The 19,906-nt window shown below is 68.1% G+C and carries 18 protein-coding genes; 10 read left to right on the forward strand and 8 right to left on the reverse strand.

Features of this window, described 5'->3' with window-relative positions; all coding sequences use genetic code 11:
* Nucleotides 1-5: 5 nt before the first annotated feature.
* The 4 genes from FDA38_RS21140 to pknB all read left to right on the forward strand — a co-directional run bounded on the left by FDA38_RS21140 (nt 6) and on the right by pknB (nt 6,207).
* Nucleotides 6-1,403 (forward strand): PP2C family protein-serine/threonine phosphatase, encoded by a 1,398-nt coding sequence (locus tag FDA38_RS21140; RefSeq protein ID WP_137255831.1) that lies wholly within the window; start codon nt 6-8, stop codon nt 1,401-1,403.
* A complete protein-coding gene (locus FDA38_RS21145) occupies nt 1,400-2,797 on the forward strand; it encodes an FtsW/RodA/SpoVE family cell cycle protein (protein WP_137255832.1) in 1,398 nt (465 codons plus the stop codon). Before FDA38_RS21140 ends, FDA38_RS21145 begins: the two co-directional genes overlap by 4 nt.
* A complete protein-coding gene (locus tag FDA38_RS21150; RefSeq protein WP_137255833.1) occupies nt 2,794-4,248 on the forward strand; it encodes a peptidoglycan D,D-transpeptidase FtsI family protein in 1,455 nt (484 codons plus the stop codon). Before FDA38_RS21145 ends, FDA38_RS21150 begins: the two co-directional genes overlap by 4 nt.
* 123 nt (nt 4,249-4,371) lie before the next feature.
* On the forward strand, nt 4,372-6,207 hold the full coding sequence (gene pknB, locus FDA38_RS21155) for a Stk1 family PASTA domain-containing Ser/Thr kinase (RefSeq protein WP_137255834.1): 1,836 nt from the start codon (nt 4,372-4,374) through the stop codon (nt 6,205-6,207).
* Nucleotides 6,208-6,258: 51 nt separating this feature from the next.
* On the opposite strand, the gene FDA38_RS21160 is transcribed toward pknB, so the two are convergent.
* On the reverse strand, nt 6,259-6,876 hold the full coding sequence (locus FDA38_RS21160) for an aminodeoxychorismate/anthranilate synthase component II (protein ID WP_137255835.1): 618 nt from the start codon (nt 6,874-6,876) through the stop codon (nt 6,259-6,261).
* An 8-nt stretch (nt 6,877-6,884) separates the two neighbouring features.
* Nucleotides 6,885-7,655, reverse strand: a complete 771-nt coding sequence (locus tag FDA38_RS21165) for a DUF881 domain-containing protein (protein WP_137255836.1) — start codon at nt 7,653-7,655, stop codon at nt 6,885-6,887.
* 101 nt (nt 7,656-7,756) lie between these two features.
* Here FDA38_RS21165 and FDA38_RS21170 point away from each other — a divergent pair, with 101 nt between their 5' ends.
* The 5 genes from FDA38_RS21170 (at nt 7,757) to FDA38_RS21190 (ending at nt 11,337) form a co-directional block, all read left to right on the forward strand.
* Nucleotides 7,757-8,017: a cell division protein CrgA gene (locus FDA38_RS21170; RefSeq protein WP_137255837.1), complete on the forward strand. Its 261-nt coding sequence runs from the start codon at nt 7,757-7,759 to the stop codon at nt 8,015-8,017.
* Between the two features lie 228 nt (nt 8,018-8,245).
* Entirely contained in the window at nt 8,246-8,860 is a 615-nt protein-coding gene (locus tag FDA38_RS21175; RefSeq protein ID WP_137255838.1) for a hypothetical protein, read from the forward strand.
* A gap of 60 nt (nt 8,861-8,920) precedes the next feature.
* Nucleotides 8,921-9,445 (forward strand): EXLDI protein, encoded by a 525-nt coding sequence (locus FDA38_RS21180; RefSeq protein WP_137255839.1) that lies wholly within the window; start codon nt 8,921-8,923, stop codon nt 9,443-9,445.
* A 168-nt stretch (nt 9,446-9,613) separates the two neighbouring features.
* On the forward strand, nt 9,614-10,555 hold the full coding sequence (locus FDA38_RS21185; protein ID WP_137255840.1) for an ATP-binding cassette domain-containing protein: 942 nt from the start codon (nt 9,614-9,616) through the stop codon (nt 10,553-10,555).
* Nucleotides 10,552-11,337, forward strand: coding sequence for an ABC transporter permease (locus FDA38_RS21190; RefSeq protein WP_137255841.1), 786 nt, complete (start codon nt 10,552-10,554; stop codon nt 11,335-11,337). Before FDA38_RS21185 ends, FDA38_RS21190 begins: the two co-directional genes overlap by 4 nt.
* Here FDA38_RS21190 and FDA38_RS21195 read toward each other — a convergent pair.
* The gene (locus tag FDA38_RS21195) at nt 11,334-12,011 is read right to left on the reverse strand and encodes a pyridoxamine 5'-phosphate oxidase family protein (protein ID WP_233714832.1); all 678 of its coding nucleotides are present in this window, start codon (nt 12,009-12,011) and stop codon (nt 11,334-11,336) included. The genes FDA38_RS21190 and FDA38_RS21195 overlap by 4 nt on opposite strands.
* A gap of 68 nt (nt 12,012-12,079) precedes the next feature.
* Between FDA38_RS21195 and pdxR the strand changes: the two genes are divergently transcribed.
* Nucleotides 12,080-13,447, forward strand: coding sequence for a MocR-like pyridoxine biosynthesis transcription factor PdxR (gene pdxR, locus FDA38_RS21200; RefSeq protein WP_137255842.1), 1,368 nt, complete (start codon nt 12,080-12,082; stop codon nt 13,445-13,447).
* Here pdxR and FDA38_RS21205 read toward each other — a convergent pair.
* The 5 genes from FDA38_RS21205 to arfA form a co-directional block, all read right to left on the reverse strand.
* Complete coding sequence (locus FDA38_RS21205) at nt 13,434-14,267, reverse strand: hypothetical protein (protein ID WP_137255843.1); 834 nt, start codon at nt 14,265-14,267, stop codon at nt 13,434-13,436. The two genes, pdxR and FDA38_RS21205, sit on opposite strands and share 14 nt — an antisense overlap.
* 1 nt (nt 14,268) lies before the next feature.
* Nucleotides 14,269-15,051 (reverse strand): hypothetical protein, encoded by a 783-nt coding sequence (locus FDA38_RS21210; RefSeq protein ID WP_233714833.1) that lies wholly within the window; start codon nt 15,049-15,051, stop codon nt 14,269-14,271.
* 168 nt (nt 15,052-15,219) lie between these two features.
* Complete coding sequence (locus tag FDA38_RS21215; RefSeq protein WP_137255845.1) at nt 15,220-16,107, reverse strand: glycoside hydrolase family 43 protein; 888 nt, start codon at nt 16,105-16,107, stop codon at nt 15,220-15,222.
* Nucleotides 16,108-18,312 carry a family 43 glycosylhydrolase gene (locus tag FDA38_RS21220; protein ID WP_233714834.1) on the reverse strand — a complete coding sequence of 735 codons (2,205 nt, stop codon included), beginning with the start codon at nt 18,310-18,312 and terminating at the stop codon, nt 16,108-16,110. It abuts the gene before it with no gap.
* A 12-nt stretch (nt 18,313-18,324) separates the two neighbouring features.
* Nucleotides 18,325-19,812 (reverse strand): arabinosylfuranosidase ArfA, encoded by a 1,488-nt coding sequence (gene arfA, locus FDA38_RS21225; RefSeq protein WP_137255846.1) that lies wholly within the window; start codon nt 19,810-19,812, stop codon nt 18,325-18,327.
* Between the last annotated feature and the right edge of the window lie 94 nt (nt 19,813-19,906).

The following is a 19,906-nucleotide window of genomic DNA, read 5'->3' on the forward strand; positions in this document are numbered from 1 at the left end:
CCTCGATGACCCTGTCGCTCGACTACGCCACACTGTCCGACGTCGGACGGGTGCGCCGCAACAACGAGGACTCGGCGTACGCCGGTCCGCACCTGCTGCTGCTCGCCGACGGAATGGGCGGCGCCGCGGCCGGTGAGGTGGCCAGCGCGGCGGCGGTCCAGGTGATCCGGCGGCTGGACACGGCCGAGATCAGCGGCGAGGACATGATCGAGGCGCTGGCCGGTGCCGTCCACCGGGCCAACGAGCGGCTGTCGGAGCTGGTCGAGGAGGACCCCGAGCGCGAAGGCATGGGCTCGACCGTCACCGCGCTGATGTTCGACGGCAAGCAGCTGGGGCTCGCGCACCTCGGCGACTCCCGTGCCTACCGGATGCGCGACGGCGTGCTGTACCAGCTGAGCCACGACCACACCTTCGTGCAGTCGCTGGTCGACGAGGGCCGGATCTCCCAGGAGGAGGCCTTCACCCACCCGCACCGCAACCTGATCCTGCGCGTGCTCGACGGCCGCCCGGACTCCGATCCGGACCTGCAGATCCTCGACGTCCAGGCCGGCGACCGGCTGATGCTGTGCAGCGACGGCCTGCCCGACTACGTCAGCGACGAGGTGATCTCCGCCTCGATGGCCTCCGGTACGCCGGACTCCGTCGTCGTCGAGCTGATCACGCACGCGCTCGAGGCAGGCTCGAACGACAACGTCACCTGCGTCGTCGCGGACGTCGTCGAGACCGAGCCCGCGAGCGGCGTACAGCCCCAACTTGTCGGTGCGGCCGCCGAGCTGGCCCAGGGCAGCACCGGCCGCGGCGAGCCGACGGTCGCGCTCCGCACGGGCGGCAGCGACGGGCACGGCGGCGGTGGCCATGGCGTGGCGCTCGACCCGGAGGAGCTGCGGTATGCACCGCGCCCGCCGAAGCGATTCCTGTGGCTGCGACGGATCGCCGTACTCGTGATCGTCCTCGGGCTGATCGGTGGCGGCGGCTGGTTCGCGTACAACTGGACCCAGAAGCAGTACTACGTCGGCACCGACGGCGACTACGTGGCGATCTTCAAGGGTGTCGAGGCTGATCTCCCGGGCCTGAACCTGTCGAAGGTCTACGAGCGGCAGTCGCTGCAGGTCGACAAGCTCCCGACGTACAGCCGGGAGCAGGTGGAGGGCAACATCCAGGCGGACAACCTGGCCGGCGCCCGGTCGATCGTCGCCGAGTTGCAGCAGACCGCTGCCGAGTGCGCCGCCAAGACCAAGCCGACGCCCACACCGACGCCGAAGCCGAGCACGCCGCCGGTGTCGAAGCCGCCTGTCTCCAAGCCGCCGGTGACGACTCCGGTCGTGCACCCGTCGACGACGCCGCCCAGCCCGAGCAGCACGGCGACCCCGGGCAGCCCGGACGACTGCGACGGAGTCCGATGAGCATCGCTTCCACGTCCGTCATCCAGATCATTCCGCGTACCCGGCGCGGGGTGGAGTTGCTGCTGCTCGTGATCGCTGTCGGGGTATCGGTCGCGGCGTACGTGAACATCGGCATCACCGTGCAGAACGAGATCCCGGCCAGCACCGGGTACTACGCGGCCGGTATCAGTCTGCTCGCCCTGATCGCCCACTTCGCGCTCCGCTACCGGGCGCCGTACGCCGACCCCGTGCTGCTGCCGTGCGCCGTACTGCTGAACGGGCTCGGCGTCGCGATGATCCACCGGATCGACCTCGGCCTGGCCCTGGTCGCGGAGGCGCGGGGTGCGACCCCGAAGTCTCCGGCGGCCCCACAGCAGATCACCTGGACCGCGGTCGGCATCGTGCTGTTCCTGGTCGTCATCATTGTGATCAGAGATCACCGTCGGCTGCAGGCGCTGACCTACACCGCCGGCCTGGCCGGTCTGGTGCTGCTGGTCCTGCCGCTGATCCCCGGCCTCGGTGTGAACCTGAACGGCGCCCGGATCTGGATCCGCCTGGCCGGTATGTCGTTCCAGCCCGGTGAGTTCGCGAAGATCTGCCTGGTCGTGTTCTTTGCCGGCTACCTGGTGGTGAAGCGCGACGTGCTGACGCTGGCCGGGCACCGGTTCCTCGGGCTCGACCTGCCGCGCGCCCGCGACCTCGGGCCGATCGGCATCGCCTGGGCGGTCAGCCTGGGCGTGCTGGTGTTCGAGAGCGACCTCGGTTCGTCGCTGTTGTTCTTCGGGCTGTTCCTGTTCCTGCTGTACGTGTCCACCGAACGGGCCGGCTGGCTGATCATCGGTGGCCTGCTGTTCGTCGGCGGCGCGTACTTCGCGTACGCGACGTTCGGCCACGTCCACCGCCGGGTCACCGACTGGCTCGACCCGTGGGCGATCGACGGCGGCCAGGTGAAGCTCGGGCTGATGGGTCAGGCGTGGGGCGGCATCCTCGGCCGCGGCCTCGGCCAGGGCCACCCGGAGGCCACGCTCTACGCGCAGAGCGACATGATCATCTCGTCGTTCGCCGAGGAGCTCGGCCTGACCGGGCTGATCGCGATCCTGCTGGTCTACACGCTGATCATCGAGCGCGGCCTGCGGACGGCGCTCGGCTGCCGGGACATCTTCGGCAAGCTGATCGCGACCGGTCTGGCGATGTCGTTCGCGCTGCAGGTGTTCGTCATCGTCGGCGGCGTGACCGGGCTGATCCCGCTGACCGGTCTGGCCACCCCGTTCATGGCCCTCGGCGGTACGTCGCTGGTCGCGAACTGGGCGATCATCGCGCTGCTGCTGCGGATCAGCGACCAGGCCCGGCGACCGCAGACCCCGGCCGCTCCCGTGTCCGACGAAACGATCGCGATGGCGGTGCAGAAACAGTGAACTCGGCGATCCGACGATTAGCTGTCGCGGCGATCATCCTGATGCTCGCGCTGATGGCGAACTCGACGTACCTGCAGGCCTTCCGGGCGAACGAGATCAACGGCCGCAATGACAACAACCGGGTCCGCGACTCGCAGTTCTCGGTGAACCGCGGCCCGATCCTGATCGGGAGTACGCCGGTCGCGCAGAGCAAACCGTCCAACGACCGGTTCAAGTACCAGCGGACCTACCCGTCCGGCCCGGTGTACGCACCGGTCACCGGCTTCTACTCGTACCGGTTCGGCCGCGCCGGGATCGAGCTGACGATGAACTCCGAGCTGAACGGCTCGGACCCGTCGATGGCGTTCCGCCGGATCATCGACGTGATCAGCAACCGGCCGCAGCAGGGCGGCAGCGTCACGCTGACCCTGAACGCGGCGGCACAGCAGGCGGCGTACAAGGGTCTGGGCTCGAAGACCGGCGCGGTGGTGGCGATCGAGCCGAAGACCGGCAAGATCCTGGCGATGGCGACGACGCCGTCGTACGACCCGAACCGGCTCGCCTCGCACGACAGCACGAAGGTCGACGCCGCCTGGAAGAGCCTGACCGAGGACAAGGACCGGCCGCTGTCGAACCGCGCGGCCCAGGAGCTGTACCCGCCGGGCTCGACGTTCAAGTTGGTGACCGCGGCCGCGGCGCTGTCCAGCGGCAAGTACACGCCGGAGACCAAGGTGAACTCGCCGGCCGAGCTGCCGTTGCCGCAGACCACCGTCCCGCTGGTGAACGAGGACGGCAAGAACTGCGGCGGCAGCAACAACGCGACGCTGACGATCGCGCTGCGCTACTCCTGCAACACGGCGTACGGCAGTGTCGGACTGGCGCTCGGGCCGGACGCGCTGCGCGAGCAGGCCGCCAAGTTCGGCTTCGGCGCGCGGCCGCTGGCCGAGCTGCCGAGCGTGGCCACCAGCCAGTTCCCGGGTGACCCGAACGAGCCGCAGACCGCGCAGTCCGCGATCGGCCAGTTCGACGTACGGGCCACGCCGCTGCAGATGGCGATGGTCGCGGCCGGGATCGCGAACAAGGGCGAGGTGATGAAGCCCTACCTGGTGCAGAACGTGCGGACCCCGGACCTGAAGACGGTCTCGGAGACCAAGCCGGAGTCGCTGCACCAGGCGGTCACCCCGCAGGTCGCCTCCCAGCTGACCGCGATGATGGTCGACGTCGTCAACAACGGCACCGGCAAGCCCGGTCAGATCAGCGGCGTCCAGGTGGCCGGCAAGACCGGTACGGCGCAGACCGCGAAGGACCGCCCGCCGTTCGCCTGGTTCACCGCGTTCGCACCGGCCGACGACCCGAAGATCGCGGTCGCGGTACTGATCGAGAAGGCCGACATCGCCCGGGACGACATCGCCGGCGGCAAGCTGGCCGCCCCGATCGCCAAGTCGGTGATGGAGGCGGTGCTGGGCCAATGAGCACCATACGGAATGATTCCGTCACGGCGCGTCTCTCCAACGGGGAACCACGTGTGGCGGCCGCTACCGTGGGCAAGTTGAGTGTGTTTTTGTGTCTCACAGACAGGTTGGAAGGCTGAGGTCATGACATCGCAGGCACGTCTCGTCGGCGGCCGATACGAAGAAGGCGAACCGCTCGGCCGCGGCGGCATGGCCGAGGTCCGCAGGGGTGTGGACAACCGGCTCGGCCGGTCCGTCGCCATCAAGCGGCTGCGGGTCGATCTGGCCAGTGACGCCACCTTCCAGGCCAGGTTCCGCCGGGAGGCCCAGTCGGCCGCCTCGCTCAACCACCCGACCATCGTGTCGGTGTACGACACCGGCGAGGAGCCCGATCCGAACGGCTCCGGCGTCACGATCCCGTACATCGTGATGGAGCTGGTCACCGGCAAGACGCTGCGGGACCTGATCCGCGAGGGCCGCAAGATCATGCCCGAGCGCGCCCTGGAGATCACCTCCGGCGTGCTCGAGGCGCTCGACTACAGCCACCGGGCCGGCATCGTGCACCGCGACATCAAGCCCGGGAACGTGATGCTGACCCCGCAGGGTCAGGTCAAGGTGATGGACTTCGGTATCGCCCGCGCGGTCGCCGACACGTCCTCCACGATGACCCAGACCGCGGCCGTGATCGGCACCGCGCAGTACCTGTCCCCGGAGCAGGCCCGCGGCGAGACCGTCGACGCCCGCTCCGACCTGTACTCGACCGGCTGCCTGCTGTACGAACTGCTGACCGGGCGTCCGCCGTTCGTCGGTGAGTCGCCGGTGTCGGTGGCCTACCAGCACGTCCGGGAGCAGCCGCTGCCGCCGTCGTCGTTCGACCCGGACATCCCGCCGGAGGTCGACGCCGTCGTACTGAAGGCACTGGCCAAGAACCGCGAGGAGCGGTACCAGAGCGCCGCCGAGATGCGCGCCGACATCCACCGGGTGCTGGCCGGTCAGCAGGTGACCGCGCCGATGGCAGCGGTGGCCGAGACGCGCGCGATGGCGCCGACGGCCGTCGCGCCGGCCGCGACCCAGGCCTACCGCCAGACCGCGGGGAACGACATCCTCCCGCCGGGCGGCGACGAACTGGACGAGGACGACGACGGGCGGTCGCGACGCAACCGCGGCCTGGCGTACTTCCTGCTCGGCCTGGCGATCGTCGCGATCGCGGTCGGTGCGTATGCCCTGTTCACCAACATGAACAAGGACAACAACGCGGGCGGCGGTGCGACCAACACCCCGGCGGCCAAGGTCGCCGTACCGGATGTCAGCGGCAAGTCGGTTGCCGACGCGACCGCACTGCTGGCGGACAAGGGACTGCAGTTCGCGCAGGGACCGTCGGAGACCAGCGACACGGTCGGCCGCGGCTCGGCGATCCGGCAGACCCCCACGGCCGGGACCGAGGCCGAGCAGGGTTCGACGGTCACCGTGGTGTTCTCGTCCGGGCGGAGTGCGTTCCCGGTGCCGGACGTGATCGGCAAGTCGGAGTCCTCCGCCCGCAAGGCGCTCGAAGGCACGTCCGCGAACTTCAAGGTCAAGGACAAGGTCGTCGAGCAGGACAGCGACGAGAAGAAGGGCATCGTGCTCGCGGTCAGCCCGGACCCGAACGGGCAGTACCCGTCGGGTCAGGAGTTCACGCTGACGGTCTCCAGCGGTAAGACCGACGTCGACGTACCGAACGTCGTCACCCAGTCGTACGACGACGCGAAGCTGACGCTGGAGCAGGCCGGCTTCCGGGTCGGGTACGTGTTCGGCAACGACCCGAACGCGGCCGACGGCCAGGTTCTGCAGCAGTCCCTGAAGGCCGGCAGCAAGGCGCCGAAGGGCTCGCTGATCACGCTGACCGTCAACAAGCAGCAGGAGCCGAGCTCCCCGCCGCCTAGCCAGCCGACGGACACACCGTCCACACCCACCACGCCGGGCATCACGATCGGCGGATAAGACGACAGGACCCCCAGGGCGCGATCGCCCTGGGGGTTCTTCGTTGTTGCTTCAGCTGACGACCGGGGCCAGCCCGACCGAGCGGGCGACCGCGTCCTCGTCGCCGCAGATCGCGAGCCAGTTGGCGAGCATCCGGTGGCCGCCCTCGGTCAGCACCGACTCCGGGTGGAACTGCACGCCCTCCACCGGGAGGTCGCGGTGCCGGGCCGCCATGATCACGCCGGCCTCGGTACGCGCGGTCACCTGCAGCTCGTCCGGCACGGTGTCCTGCTCGATCGCGAGCGAGTGGTACCGGGTCGCGGTGAACGGCGACGGGAGTCCGGACAGTACGCCGGCGCCTTCGTGGAACACCTGGCTGGTCTTCCCGTGCAGCAGCTCGTCGGCGCGGCCGACGACACCGCCGTACGCGACGCCGATCGCCTGGAGACCGAGGCAGACCCCGAAGATCGGGACCTCGCCGCCCTTCTCTTTCACGATGTCGACGCAGGCGCCGGCTTCTTCCGGCGTACCGGGACCGGGGGAGAGCAGGACGCCGTCGTACTCACCGGCCTGGTCGGGGGTGACTTCGTCGTTGCGCAGCACGGTGGTGTCGGCCTGCAGTTGCTGCAGGTACTGCACGAGGTTGTAGACGAAGGAGTCGTAGTTGTCGACGACAAGGATCCGCGGCATGCGGACCATTATCGCCCGCTGACGCTCGGGCTCGCCGACGGCGTCCGTTCGTAGCCGGGGACGGTCGCGCTCTGCAGGTCCAGGGTGCCTTCGTACGCCGGCATCTGCATCGACGACTCGCTCTTCACGTCGTACCCGAGCTGGAACTTCACCACGTAGTCCTGCAGGTTCTCGATGTACTGCGAGTCGTCGAGCGCCTTCTGCAGTTTCCGCCGGTCGCCGATCGCACTGATCGTGTACGGCGGGAGGTACGGGACGCCGTGCAGTACGACGGAGTTGCCGACGCACTTGACCCCGGTGGTGGAGATGACGCGTTGGTTCTGGATCGTCATCGCCTCGGCGCCGCCGGCCCAGAGCGCGTTCACGACCGCCTGGATGTCCTGCTGGTGGATAACCAGCCAGTTCTCGTCGACGTCCGGATTCTCCTTCACTACCTCGGGCGGTGCGTCCCGGAGGGTGACGGTCAGGCCGGGGCCGACGACCGGGCGGGTGCCGACCTGCTCGGACAGGTCCTCGAACTGCTTGGCCAGCTTCGGATCGATCGAGCCCTGCTGCGCCTGCAGCGCTTCGATGTCATGCGTCAGCGCCGCGTGCTGCCGGACCAGGCTGGCGCTGCGGCGACTCTGTTCCTCCACGAGGCCCGCGAGCGTAGTGTTGCGACTGGGCCGCAGGTCCGTGCCACGGGCGTTGGTGGCACTGGTCGCGAACAGCAGACCGGCGCACAGCAGCGCCAGCGGCGCACCCACACGCCACAGCGAAATCCGCCTCAACCTACGCACCAGTGATCTCCATGTTGCTGTCTGCACTACGCTAACCCGGACCGGACCCGCACAGGTCGTAGCGGTCAGCTTATGCGTCCGTCCTTACAAGGAGTTCAGTCGTGCCCGAGTCGAGCAGTCGCAACAAGAAGAAGACCGAGAAGGTCAAGGTCGAGAAGACGCCGAAGCGGCCCCGCACCACCAGTCGCGTGTGGGTGGCCCCGCTGATGCTCTTCTGCTGGCTGGTCGGTCTCGCCTGGCTGGTCGTCTTCTACATCGCCGGCGACAAGATCCCGTTGATGAACGACCTGGGCAACTGGAACCTGCTGATCGGCATGGGCCTGATCGCGGTCGGCTTCGTCGTCTCGACCCAGTGGGTCTGACCACAGCTGTCCGACAGTTATCCACACCCGTATCCCCAGTTGTGCACACCGATTCGGGCAAGTTATCCCCAAGCTGACCGTTACTTCTCCACCAAATCCGCCCCAAAATGCTCCAAATCTGTGGATAACTCAGGTTTGAGCGGATGAGTTTCCACACTGTTCACGTTGGCAGCGGCGTACTGTCGAAACAGTGAGAGCGACCTGGGGGAGACCGGGGAGGGTCGCACCATGTTCGTACAGGTCATCGAGGGGCAGCTCACCGACGTCGCGCAGGCACACGCCGCGATGGATCGGTGGATGGCGGAGTTGGCGCCCGAGGCGTCCGGCTGGTTGGGGACCACCGCCGGCGTCACCGCGGACGGAAGGTTCATCGCGCTGGCACGCTTCGAGTCCGCCGAGGCCGCCCGGCACAACAGCGAGTCGCCGGCGCAGGACAAGTGGTGGCACGAGTTCTCGTCGCTGCTCAGCGGCGGCACCACGTTCCGCGACACCGAGGACGTGACGCTCGACCTGGTCGGCGATCCGGACGCGGCCGGGTTCGTCCAGATCATTCGCGGCCGCGCCACGGATCCGGATCGCGTCCGTGCCCTGATGGCCCAGCACCCGGAGAGGTGGGAGAGTTTCCGGCCCGACCTCCTCGGCAGTGTCTTCGTGCTGTCCGACGACGGCGGCTTCACCTCGACGTTCTACTTCACCTCCGAGGCCGAGGCCCGCGAAGGCGAGCGCAAGGAGGCCCCGGAGGACCTCAAGGCAGAGGTCGACGAGCTGAACACGCTGGACGCCGTGCCGCCGGAGTACTTCGACCTGTCGACCCCCTGGCTGTACTCACCTGCCTCTACGTAGAGATATATGTAGACATCTGCGTACCCGTCTGCGTATAGTTCTACGTAGGAGGAGAGAGCGATGCCTAACAAGACGATCTACGTGTCCGACGACGACCTGCCCTTGTACAAGAAGGCGCAGGAGCTCGCCGGCAACCTGTCCTCGGCGATCTCGATCGCGCTGCGGAGGTACGTCGAGCTGGAAGAGGGCCGGTTCGAGGGGTACGACGAGATCACCGTGCGGGTGGGCCGGGGCGCCGGCCGCAAGCAGCGGTTCTCCGGCGTACTGCTGGCCGAGGGCGGCCGGTCGAGCAACACCGGGTACGAGGCCTTCAAGGTCTACCGGAGCCGGACCGGCAAGTTCGTCCTGCACGCCGATCGCCGCAGTCAGTACACGGTCAGCGGTGACGACGAGCGCTACCTGACCGGCTGGCGCTCCTGGATCGGCAACTGGAGCAGCGACCAGTCCTGGAGCATGGCGCAGGGTGAGGCCACGCTGAACATCGTGGAGACGGTCGAAGAGCTCCGCGAGCTGATCCCGGAAGACCTCTACGAACTGGTCGAGGAAGCCGCGAACCAGCCAGCAGTCGAGGACCTCGACATTTAGCTCCAAAGACAACAGACAAAAGAACGGCGCCTTCGGCGCCGGGAGTGGTGCGACACCTAACCCGATACCGGCGACCTGATTGGTCGCGGGGCGGTCGAACACGCCCGGAACAACCCCTTGGCCACCTGGGGCAGGTTCCCCCTGCCCGGAAACAGACGAGGAACAGTCATGTCAGCTGCGATCGACGTCACCGGACTGCGCAAGTCCTACGGCGAGAAACTCGTGCTCGACGGCATCGACCTGAACGTTGCCGAAGGCACCATCTTTTCCCTGCTCGGCCCGAACGGCGCCGGCAAGACCACGGTGGTACAGATCCTGTCCACCCTCGCCACCGCCGACGCCGGCGAGATCCGGGTGGCCGGCCACGACCTGCACCGCAACCCCGAGGCGGTCCGCGCCGCGATCGGCGTCACCGGCCAGTTCTCCGCGGTCGACGGCCTGATGACCGGCCGGGAGAACCTGATCCTGATGGCCGATCTGTACCACCTCGGCAAGCAGGAGGCCCGGCTCCGGGCCGACGAGCTGCTCGAGCAGTTCGACCTGGTCGAGGCCGGCAAGAAGCTGGCGATGACGTACTCCGGCGGCATGAAGCGCCGGCTCGATCTCGCCATGACCCTGGTCGGCCGCCCGCAGATCATCTTCCTGGACGAGCCGACCACCGGTCTCGACCCGCGCAGCCGGCACAGCATGTGGACGATGATCCGCGAGCTGGTCGCCAGCGGCGTCACGGTCCTGCTCACGACGCAGTACCTGGACGAGGCCGACGAACTGGCCGACCGGATCGCGGTCCTCGACCACGGACGACTGGTCGCCCAAGGTACGCCGGAGGAGCTGAAGCGGCTCGCACCCGGCGGGCACATCCGGCTCCGGTTCACCTCGCCGGACGCGTTCACGCTGGCGGGACAGGTGCTGCCGACCGCCGTACCGAATCACGAATCGCTGGTCCTGCAGGTGCCGAACGACGGCAGCGTGCACGCGCTGCGCGACCTGCTGGCCCGGATCGACGACGCCTCGCTCGAGGTCGACGAACTCACTGTCCACACGCCCGACCTGGATGACGTGTTCTTCGCCGTCACCGGTCAGCCCACCGAGAAAGTTGCCGCGAAATGAGCTACGCACTGCAAGACACCGGGACCATGCTCCGTCGCAACCTACGGCACGCCCAGCGGTACCCGGGCCTGTCCCTCGGCGCCCTCGGGATGCCGGTGATCATGATCCTGCTGTTCGGCCTGATCTTCGGCGACACGTTCGCGAACGGTCTCGGCGGCGGGGGCGGACGCGGCAACTACATCAACTTCCTCACCCCGGGAATCCTGCTGATGTCGATCGCGTCCGGGACGATGTCGCCGGCGGTTGCGGTCTGCATGGACATGACCGAAGGGATCGTGGCCCGGTTCCGGACGATGGCGATCTTCCGGCCGGCCGTGCTGACCGGGCACGTGCTGGGCAACGTGATCCTGACGATCGCGAGCCTGGCCCTGGTGGTCGGCTTCGCCGTCCTGATCGGGTTCCGTCCGAACGCGTCGGTCGTGGACTGGCTGCTCGCCGCCGCATTGCTGATCGCGGTAACCATCGGCCTGACCTGGTTCGCTATCGCACTGGGCCTGACCAGCAAGACGCCGGAGGCCGCGAGCAACGTGGTCCTGCCGATCGCCCTGCTGCTGCCCTTCCTCAGCAACACGTTCATCCCGCTGGACGCGATGCCGAGCGGCATCCGGTGGTTCGCGGAGTACCAGCCGTTCACCCCGATCATCAACACCCTGCGGCACCTGCTGCTGGGTACGCCGATGGACAGCGGCGACGGCTGGCTCGCCGTCGCCTGGTGCGCCGCGATCGCGATCGTCGGCTACTTCTGGGCCCAGAAGAACTACAACAAGGGGACGGTGGCCTAGGACGGTGCGCCCATCAGGTTCGCGCGGGTGCGGACGTGGGCGGGCACCAGCAGGTCGCAGTCAGGGTTGTTCTCCGGTTCGCCGGCGACGACGTGGAGCGGGATCACGCCTGTCCAGTAGGGCAGGTCGAGGTCCTGCTCCTCGTCGTTGGCGGGTCCGTTGCGGGTCTTCACCGAGGCTTCGGTGAGCGAGAGGGCCAGGACCGAGGTCTTGGCCAGCTCCTTGCGGTTCGGCGGCCGTACGGCGGTGGACCGGCCGGGGACGAGATGGTCGACGATCCGGTTGAGCCCGTGCAGCTTCTCGTCAGGGTCGGTGATCAGCCGCGGTACGCCGAAGATGACCGCCGACCGGTAGTTCACCGAGTGGTGGAACGCGGACCGCGCCAGCACCAGGCCGTCCGTGTGCGTGATCGTCACGCAGATCGTCTGCTCCGGCGCCGCGACCACGCTGCGGGCGGCGACCGAGCCGTGCAGGTACAGCGTCCCGTCCGGCCCGCGATCCAGGTCCACGCCGTATGCCGTCGGCAGTACGAGCGGATCACCGTCGACCACGACGCCCAGATGACAGAACATGCCGTCGCGCAGTACGTCGTACAACGCCTCGCGATCGGTGCCGGCGCGTTCCTTCGAGCGGCGGAGTTGGGTCCGGGCCGTCGGCTGCAATGGACTGATCATGTCACCAGATTGGCGCCGGAGTGGCATGCTGGCACGGTCCATTCCCGCACGAATCAGGTAGTCCATTCGTGGAGAGCTCGCTCCCGCTGACCATCGACCGCAACGCCGAACTCCCGCTGCACCTGCAGCTGGCGGAGCAGTTCCGCGCCGCCGTCCTGGATGGCCGGCTCCAGGCAGGCCACCGGCTCCCGTCGACCCGCGACCTCGCCCGGGACCTCTCGGTCTCGCGATCCGTGACGCAGGCGGCGTACGACCAGCTCCACGCCGAGGGCTGGATCGAGGGCCGCACCGGCGCCGGCACGTTCGTCACGGACGTCGTCCCGCTGCAGCCCGCCGTACGACGGCACACGCCGCACCCGGCGAATCCCGACGCGAAGCTGCTGACCCTCCGGCCCGGCATCCCGTACATCGCCCCGACACCCGACGCGGGCTGGCGGCGCGCTTGGCGTGAAGTGTCGACGCAGTCCCCGCCCGGCGGGTACGACGACGCGGCCGGGCTCCCGGCACTCCGCGCCGCACTCGCGGACCACGTCGGCAGGGTCCGGGGGATTGCCTGCGGACCGGAGAACGTGCTCGTCACCAACGGCACCGTCCACGGACTGCGCCTGCTGCTCACCGTGACCCGGCGGGCCGGCGACCGGATCGCGATCGAGGATCCGGGCTATCTCAACGCAGTCGTCGCCGCCCGCGACCACCGGCTCGAGATCGTCGACGTCCCGGTCGATGAGGACGGTCTGCAGGTTGGCGCGTTGACGGACGACGCGGCCGCGGTCTACGTCACGCCGTCGCACCAGTACCCGCTCGGCGGCCGGCTACCTGTTGCCCGACGCAACGAACTGATCCGCTGGGCGCGCCGGACCGGTGCACAGCTGATCGAGGACGACTACGACAGCGAGTTCCGGTACGACGTCGCGCCGCTGCCCGCGCTCGCGCAGCTGGACCTGGAGCGCGTCGTCCATCTCGGCACGCTCTCGAAGACGATCAGCCCCGCGCTCCGCCTCGGTTGGCTCGTGGCGTCCGAAGAGACGGTCGACCGCCTCGCCGCGTTCCGCGCCAACTCGGGTGACTGGCCGGGGTGGCCGATGCAGGCCGCGATGCTCGCCATGCTCCGCGACGGCTACCTCGACCAGGCCGTACGCCGCGGGCGCCGCCTGTACGCGGATCGGCGTACGCACACGGTCGCGGTGTTGTCGCCGTACGGTCAGGTCATCGGCCAGGACGCCGGGCTGCACATCACGCTGCTGCTGCCCGACGACGCGGACGATCTCCGGATCGCAGCCGCGGCTCGGGAGGCGGGTGTGGTCGTGGCGCCGCTGTCGGAGTACCGGCGCAGCGTGTCAGGACCGCCAGGGCTGGTGATCGGCTACGCGACGCCGTCGACGTCCGATCTCCACCGCGCCCTGACGATCCTGACCGAGGTCCTTACTCGCCGTTGAGTGCGTCGATGTCTGGTGTGCTGCCCCAGCGGAAGTACACCGGCGCCCCGAAGCGGCCGGCGGATGAGCTGACGTGGCTGATGACCGTGGCAGCACCGTTGGCGCGGCCAACGGCGTACGTGTGTGCGGTCTTGGTGTCCTTGTCGATGCCGACGAGCAGCGTGCCGTAGTTGCCGCACTTGCTCGCGAGGAGCTTCTCGAAACCCTGCCAGGTCTTGGTGCGGACCGGCTTCACGATCGGCCTCATCGACGCCGCGGTCGGGATGTGGATGGTGTAGAGCGCGCCGCCGCGGGTGTTCGCGAGGAACGTGTCGTACGTCGCGGTCTTGCTGATCAACGCCATCGACTTCACCGCCGCGAACCCGGTTGCCGATCCGGTACTGCGCCAGGTGTTGCCGATGACCGACCAGCGGACCAGTGTGCCGTCGTTGCGGAGTCCGTACGCCGTCGTACGGGCGGTGGTCTGGGAAACCTCGAGCGAGCTGAAGTTCGACCAGCCGCCGCCGATCCGCTGCGTCAGGTTCGGCAGGCCGGGGACGAACTCGTTCATCGTGTCGATCGAGTAGGTGCGGTAGTACAACGAGTCGCCTTGTACGACCCAGCCCTCGTTCGTGGCGCCCAGGTTCGAGGCGTCGCTGGTGAACGTCGTACTGAATCGGACGGCTCCTGGCGCGAAGACGCCGAAGATGGGACCGGGCAGGCCGACGGTCCGGGCTGGGTAGCCGACCGTGATGCCGCCGTTGTCCTGGGTTCCGCTGTCGAGCACGGATCCGGGGGCGAGCGAGCAGGCCGCAGTGGCGAGGATTGCTGTCAGCAGCACGTCAGTCTCCGTTGAGTGGGTCGAGATAGAAGACCGGACCCCAGCGGAAGTACACCGGGTCCGGGAAAGTGCCGTTGACCTTGCCGAGGCTGTTGATCACCGTGGACGTGCCGTTCGCGTGCCCGACGGCGTACAGGTAGCCGGAGCCGGTGTCCTTGTCGATGCCGAGCAGCAGCGTGCCGTAGTTGCCGCACTTCTGCGCGACCATCGTCTCGAAGCCCTGCCAGGTGCCGGCGCGCACCTTGGTGACAATCGGCTTCATCGGCGAGCTCACCGGGATGCGGATCGTGTAGAGCGCTCCGCCGCGGGTGTTCGCGAGGAAGGTGTCGTACGTCGCCGTCTTGCTGATCAACGCCATCGTCTTGACCGACGCGAACCCGCTCGCCGATCCCGTACTCCGCCACCCGGTACCGACCGTCCACCGGAACAACGTCCCGTCGTTTCGCAGCCCGTAGCCGTTCGAGTGGAACGCCTTACCCTGCTCGAAATGCGCAACCTCGAGCGCCGTGAAGTTGGTCCACCCCCCACCGATCCGCGTGGTGACATCGGTGCCTTCATTGAGGTTGTAGTACCGCGCGTAGAGCGCGTCCCCCTCCACCACATACCCCGAGTGATCCGCCCCCGCCACACTCGGCTCCACCTCGAACGACGAACTCAACCGAACCTTCCCCGCCGGAAACACCGGCGGAATACCCGTATCGGGCACCGTCATCACCGGCGGCGTCCCGGCAGTGACCTTGAACCCGGTCTGCACCCCCTGGGCCGTAATCGACCCCGGATTCATCCAACAAGCCTCAGTCGCGGCAGATCCCGCGGCGTGTGCCGATGGCACGAACACCGCCGCGGTCAGCGCAACCGCCCCCGCCAGGCTGGAGACAGCAATGCGTCGCATAACGATCCCTCCCCAGAACTGGTTCTTCCACAGAGCCAGATGCGGGCGGGACCGGAAAGGTTACGGATCCAGCGGGTTCCGTGCGAGCGGCGGTTGGACGGTTGGGGTGTCGCCGTCCCAGGTGAGTTGGGAGAGCCACATGGTGCGGCCTTTGGGGTCGGTGCCCGGTTGGGTGGGGTCCCAGGCGTGGTAGACGAACCAGTTGCCGAGGACCATGTTGTGGCCTGGGCCGGCGGCGTCGGGGGAGGTCGAGAGGATGGGGTCGCCTGACTTGGTGCAGGGGCCGGTGGGGGTGACGCAGAGGGCGTGGCCGATGGCGTACGTGGGTTTGTCGAAGGCGTTGCCGGAGTAGAAGAGGTGGAACTTGCCGTTGCGTTCGACCATGTACGGGGCCTCGACGAGATTGCCCTCCCAGGGGAGGTCTTGCTTGATCAGGCGGTGCACCTCGCCGGTCAGCGTGAGGCCGTCGGCGGTGAGTTCGGAGACGTAGATCCAGGTGTCCACGTCGATCGCGTTGCCGTCGTTCTTCCAGTACAGCCAGCGGCGGCCGGTCGAGTCCTGGAACGGGGACGCGTCGATCGAGCCGCCCTCGTCGACCTGACTGATGAACGGTCGTGGAGATTTGTCGACATATGGACCTTGGGGTGCGGAGGCGACCGCGACGCCGATGCACTGGTGACCGGACGCGAGGTCGCGCGTCGTGTAGTACATGACGTACCGGTCCGCCGCATGCACGGCCACCTCGGGCGCCCACACCTTTCCGGGGGCGGTCCAATCCGGCAACGACGGCAGCGCATCACCGACCTGCTGCCAGGACACGAGATCCGTCGACGTCAACGTCTGCACGTTCCCGAGCGGCCCGTTCGTCGCGAAGGCGTAGTACTCGTTGCCCACCGCAATAACCTGCGGATCCGCGAAGCTGCCGTCGTACACCGGATTGGAGAACATCTATTTACTCTCGTAGAACTTCAGGTAGTCGAAGGTTGCGGTCGGCGGTGGGTTGGCGCCGGTGAACTCGCCGTGGGCGTAGAGGCCTACGCGTGCGGCGGCCGGGAGGACCCAGGAGGCGCCCCAGGTCCAGTTCTTGCCGTCGACCGAGGTGGCGGCTTGGTAGACGTGTTCGCCGGCGGGGTTCTCGTGGTACGCGATCCGCATCCACATCGTCGGCGCGGTCCGGCCGATCGCGGCAGCGCCGTACGACGTGGCGCCGTCGGACGGGCGTGCCACCAACTCGCGCCCGTACTCCGTCTGCCGGGTCTTCCAGATCGCGACGTCGCCGAGCCGGGCGAAGTCGTCGTCGTTGAGGTAGACGATCATGCCGGCCTGTTGATAGTTGCGTACGTCGTCGATGCCGGTGTCGAGGTGCAGCTTGGTCTCGGCGATCCAGCTCTTCCCGGCCGGCGTCGCATGCAGGAGGAGGCCGGCGTTGTTGCCGCTGCCCACCATGTCGGCGTTCTCCAACGGCCAGCTGAGGTTGCCGTCAGCAACTGTTGCCTTGTCGTCCTGACGCACCCAGGACCAGTCCGCCCCGAGCGCCCCATTGAAGTCGTCACCCGCGAGCAACTTCCCGGTCCGCGGCACAGAAGCCAGCTTCGTCACCGGCTTGGCAACCGGTCGCACGGTCAGGTTGTCCACCTCGGCCGTCCCGAGCCACCGCACCGGCGCAGGCCGCAACGTCAGTCCAGGCAGCCGCGCCTCCGCATAGACATCTCCCAGGCCGGCGTCATTCAGTCGTGCCGTCACGCCGGATCCGCTTACCTGCACCGACAGCTTGTTCCACTGCGTGCGGTCGAAGTCGGCCGGCAGATTGACGGACGTCGTACGACGGCCCGCCGCGAGCGTCAGTCGGTTGTTCGCAACAGTCGCGACCACCTGATTGCCCAGGACAGTGGTGAAAGACGAGCCCAGCTTGACGTCCGCTTCGACGCGGAGAGACCCACCCGGTGCGGAGGCGCGGGTTTGCGCGGCGCCTTGGATGGACGCGGTAGGCCCGCCGACCGAGTCGCCGGGGTTGGCGGTTGCGCCGACAAGACCAGCCGCGGGGTTGGCGGAGTCGATGCCCAACGATGAGCCGGTCGTCGGTGCAGGGACCGGGCCTTCGGATGGGCCGAGGCCGGCGCGAGTCCGCGGCCAGCCGTTGATCCAGTCGATATTGTCGATCAGCATCGGCCGGCGGTTGATGCCGAACGGGTCGGTCAGCCACGGCGTGCCGCGGTCGATCGCGTGGTAGACGATGTGGTCCTGCCCGGCCGCGTCGGTGATGAACGCGTGGTGCCCCGGACCGATCCACTTGTTGCCGTTCTGCGTGATGACTGTGGTGCCGCCGACGCGCGAGTCGGTGAGCTTCGCGCCGTCCGCGTCCACGAACGGGCCGCGCGGAGAGCGGGACCGGCCGGCGAAAACGGAGTACCCGGTGGTCGGGCCGGCGCAGCAGTTCATCGACGAGCCCATGAAGTAGTACCAGCCGTCGCGGTAGACGACGTACGAACCTTCGTAGCGGTCGCCGATCGTGACCTGCGTAGGAGTGCCGACCGCGTGCAGGCCGTCGGCGCTCAACTCCGTCATGGCGATGCCGCCGTAGAAGCCGCCGTAGTAGAGGTAGCGCTTGCCGTCCGCGGCGGTCAGCATCGCCGGGTCGATCGTGCCGAGATAGCCTCCGGAGCCATCGGGGCGTGGTGCAACCACCGGACCGTCACCAGCGGTCCAGGGTCCGGCGGGCGTCGGCGCGGTGGCGACACCGATGGCCGGATCGCCGCCGGGGTTGGCCAGCGTGTCCGTGACAGTGAAGTACATGACGTACCGGCCGCCGAAGTAGCGGATGTCCGGCGCCCAGAAGAACGAACCGGGCGCAGCCCAGGAGGGCTTGGTCTGGTCGTTGAAGACCGTGCCGAGGTACTCCCACGAGCTGAAGTCCTTGGTCCGGGCCATGTGCATCAAGCCGAACGGGCCGTTCGCGACGAGCGGGTCGGAGGTGGCGTACGCGTACCAGTAGCCGTCGCGGCCCTGGATGATCGACGGGTCGGCGAAGGAGTCGGCGAAGCTGGACGTGATCGGGTTGGTGGTGGTCACGACCGGCGCCGCAGTAGCAGGCGACATACCGGCCGCTACTGCGACGACAGCAAGTGCTGTGGCGAGCAGTCGTTTCGAAGGCACAGGGCGGTCCCTTCAACTCAAACGGATCAAATGCCACGAAGCCGGTGGCAGCGTGGCGGTGCAGACACCGTCGACGATCTCGGTGCCGTCCACGGTCCGGGGCGTGACCCGGTCCGGGTGGTCCGCGGTGTTCACCGCGGACCGGTCCTCGTCGTACAGGGCAAGGTGCTCGGCGACCTTGAGCGCCGTCACCGGGATCTCCAGGTCGATCTTGTCGGTCTCGCTCCGGTTCACCACGAAGATCGCGGTCTCCCCGGTGTTCTCGTCGTACGTCGCTGTGCTCCACAGCGCCGGGACCTTGCCGAAGGCGGCGGTGTCGATCTCCGGCCCGCCGGTGATCGCGGTCTGCAGCACGGTCGGACCGGCGTACCGCGCGGTCAGGGCGAACGGGTGGAAGATCGTCTGCCGCCAGGCGCGACCGCCGGGCTCGGTGCGGATCGGTGCGATCACGTTGACCAGTTGCGCAAGGCAAGCAATCTTCACCCGGTCGGCGTGCCGGAGCAGCGTGATCAGCAGGCTGCCGACCACCACCGCGGCGTCGACGGTGTAGCTGTCCTCGATCAGCGGGCCGACCTCACGGATGCCGAGACCGAGCTCGCCCGGGAAGTGCTGCTGGTACCAGACGTTCCACTCGTCGAACGACAGCGTCAGTTCCTTGTCGCTGCGCTTGAGCGCCTTCACGTGGTCGGCGGTCGCGATCACCGACGAGATCATCCGGTCCATCTCCTCGGCCGCGGCCAGGAAGCTCGCCTGGTCGCCGTCGCGAGGTTCGTAGTACGCGTGCAGGCTGATGTGGTCGACGAGGTCGTACGTGCGCTCGAGGACGATGCGCTCCCACTCGCCGAACGTCGGCATGCCGGCGTTGCTCGAACCGCAGGCGACCAACTCGAGGCCGGGCTCGACCCGCCGCATCGCGTTCGCGGTCTCCTCGGCGAGCCGCGCGTATTCGTCGGCGGTCTTGTGGCCGATCTGCCACGGGCCGTCCATCTCGTTGCCCAGGCACCAGATCCGGATGTCGTGCGGCTCCGGGCTGCCGTTCGCGACGCGCCGGTCGCTGAGCGCGGTCCCGGCCGGCAGGTTGCAGTACTGCAGCAGGTCGACGGCCTCGCGGATCCCGCGGGTGCCGAGGTTGACCGCCCAGATCGGCTGTACGTCGGCCTTGCGCGACCACGCGACGAACTCGTCGGTGCCGAACTGGTTCGGCTCGATCGCCCGCCAGGCCAGGTCGAGTCGCCGCGGCCGCTGGTCCTTCGGGCCGACGCCGTCCTCCCAGTCGTAGTTCGAGACGAAGTTCCCGCCCGGGTAGCGGATCGCGGTCACGCCGAGCTCCCGCACCAACTCCAGCACGTCCTCCCGGAACCCGTCCGCATCGGCGCGCGGATGCCCCGGCTCGTAGATCCCGGTGTAGACGCACCGCCCCATGTGCTCGACGAACGAACCGAACAGCCGCCGGTCAAGCGCGCCGACGACGAAGGCGGGGTCCACCACGAGCCGAGCCACAGGGCCTCCCCAGAGTCGTTTACAACGTTTAACGTGGTTGTCTACAACGATTGACAATCGCTGTAAAGAGTTCGCGGTGGCAGACTCGGGCGAC

It is taken from the genome of Kribbella jiaozuonensis, assembly GCF_005233875.1.
Classification (GTDB): domain Bacteria; phylum Actinomycetota; class Actinomycetes; order Propionibacteriales; family Kribbellaceae; genus Kribbella; species Kribbella jiaozuonensis.